Here is a 2500-nt window from a genome sequence, read left to right as displayed (position 1 = left end):
CCAATCTCCTGGCTTTAATAGTGCTCATTCCAATGGTTGTTCCCGGTAATTGAGCGCCCTGAACGGCCGCATCACTCCACAAACAGCCTTGACTGACAATCGATGCCAGCCTGTTCACATGCGCGATATGAAAAATCTTTGGATTTGCTGGGATGTTATTGCTCATTCCAAAGACCTCCTTTTCTGTGTATTCCGTGTGTTCTGTAGTCCATTCAAACTTCTAACTCCTGCATTCTAACTCCTCCCTTTACCAGTCCGCTTTAAGGTACTTTTTGAGTTGGCCTGCATTGAGTACCTCGTAAGGGATCAATCCCTTTTTCTGCAGGGGAGCGATGTTTTTGCCGACGCCGTCATCAAGGATCGGGTTGTAGCCTTCGGACAACAGCTCATCAATCTTGGCCTTGAAGGCTTCGATCTCTTTGAGCTGCCTGAAGATGCGGTCTTTTTCGTTCTGGGCATCGGCGCTTTCGTTGCCTGAAAGGTCGCTCTGGCGGTTGACCAGAGATCGTTCCCGATGCTCGATATAGACCGAGCGCAGGCGCATCAGCTTGTCACGACTCCACTTGTAGATGATGATGTAGCAGTCGAAGCCTTGCTCGGGACCGCTGGAGAGATGCCAGATGAACGGCGTCTTGGGCAGATACATGAACAGGTTCAGGTGGTCGGACAGTTCCGCAAAGAAATAGTTGTTCAGGTACTCATGGATCGGGCGGCCAAGCACCGTGTCGAAGCTGGAATGCTGTGCTGAGCTGAAGCCTTTTTCACGGAACATTTCCTCGATGCGGTCTAGCAGCACTTTTTCACCGGCATTCGGCACCAATGGGATAATGCCGTCTTCATCCTCCATGAGGATCTCCCTGACCATATCCGCCAGAAATTCCATAGCCAGCGTGTGCATCCGCTGCTGCGGTATCACATTGCTTTGCTTGAACCAGTACCAGACATTGATCGGATTGACCTGATGGCGGATGCAGAACTCTTCCAGATCGTTGTTGTTCTGGTATAAGTTTTGGAATTCTCTTCCAATTGTATCAGACACTTCGGCACTAAACTCTTTTTCCGGAAGTGCCGTGATAAAATCACGGACACCATCCAATGGAAATTTTGTAGCCGCTCCGGTCTCCGTCAAATAAGCATCTCGAGCTTCTGGAGAAACCGGAAAACCACCGATGCTATGACCCTCTTGAGTTAAAACCATAGCTTTGTCATGTTCGGTTAGGTCGTATATCTTAAATATTTTATTGTTGATTATCGCCTCATTTATGAGGACTTGAGTAATGAGATAATTTTCCAGATTAAAGAATGCCTTTACTCGTCCTCGAAAATCTTGTTGATTTGCACACTTGATCAGGGGTGAGCCATCAAAATGAAGACTGAGGAAATTTGCTTTCTCAAGGTATTTTTTAATCGAGACGCACGATGAAGTATTCTGATCACACTCCACAGAAACTTTTGCAGGTAACCGCCTTAAATCTTCTGGTTGTTTGTTTACTGTTGGATTAAGACAGTTAAGAACATAATTGAAGAGTTTTGAGTTAGAGTATGCTAACCAATATAGGCCCTCGTCTGCGCTACGATAAATAATCGCACTCGCAGCCATATCAAACAATCTATCTTCCACAAATCCACGTCCACAAATACCTTTTACGGATCTTGTTGACAGGGTCACCCCAGCCTTAAAGCCAAGGCCCTTTTCTATTTGCTGCGAGTTCTTCTGATTCTTTATCCTTTGTCCATTATTTTCCCATTCAACAAGTAACCACTCATTACCTACCCATTTATTAAAGGCTCCGCCTTTTAGGTAAACAATCCATTTCTTGTTGTCGCCCAGTTGTTGAGAGATGTTATCGCTTTCAACTTCCCAATAAAACCGTAGGTATTTATTGTTATTTGCTGTTTTAAGCCCGAGGGCGACATCTGCCGCTTCTCCAATTGTTTTTTCTTCAAATTTTGATCGAAAATCATCAGAGATCCAATAAATGAAAGGCCATGATTCAATGATCTTTAGCTTAGCTTGCTCAAGGGAATAAACACGGTCATTTGGAACACGTGCAACACAATCATCAAGAGCCTCAAGGAATTTACCTTTTTTAAATTTTTCCTGAAGATTTGTCGTGAGATTAAAATACAATCCATCCTTGTCATTCTGACCTTTGCCGAGCACATAGAAAGTAGCATCTAATAGGATGCCGGGGCCAAAGAGATTTACTCGATCCAAGCCAAAATCCACCATCGCATCAATGTGGCATTTATCGATAAGGAATTTACGTACGCCTTCGAACGATTTAATAAACATAAATGTATGTGGATGGATCATCGCAACCTTGCCATCCATAACTGTTAAGTCATGGCAACGCTTGATAAAGGCGGCATAAAGATTCGTGTGAAATTTGTGTGGTTTCTTATAATTATTTTCAATGAATGTCTTCAGTTCTGGACCAAAATCTCCACTGTCCGTATAGGGTGGGTTCGCCGTGGCCACGTCGTATTCGATGGTTAA

General features: G+C 44.2%; 2 protein-coding genes (both only partly in view). Both read right to left on the bottom strand.

The features are described from left to right. A protein-coding gene (locus R2103_RS04825; protein ID WP_317530380.1) for a DUF4433 domain-containing protein crosses the window boundary here: on the bottom strand, positions 1-166 show its beginning. 479 nt of this gene lie to the left of the window's left edge; the window shows 166 of its 645 coding nt (coding positions 1-166); the start codon lies at positions 164-166; its stop codon lies off the left edge, out of view. Positions 167-247: 81 nt separating this feature from the next. After that, positions 248-2500: the 3' portion of a BREX-1 system adenine-specific DNA-methyltransferase PglX gene (gene pglX / locus R2103_RS04820; RefSeq protein ID WP_317530379.1), read on the bottom strand. It continues 1500 nt past the right edge of the window; the window shows 2253 of its 3753 coding nt (coding positions 1501-3753); its start codon lies off the right edge, out of view — the gene reads right to left on this strand; the stop codon is at positions 248-250.

Source organism: Nitrosomonas sp. Is24 (genome assembly GCF_033063335.1).
Classification (GTDB): Bacteria; Pseudomonadota; Gammaproteobacteria; order Burkholderiales; family Nitrosomonadaceae; genus Nitrosomonas.
Note: the sequence above shows the minus strand (reverse complement) of the source record. Positions and strands in the feature narration are given on the sequence as shown.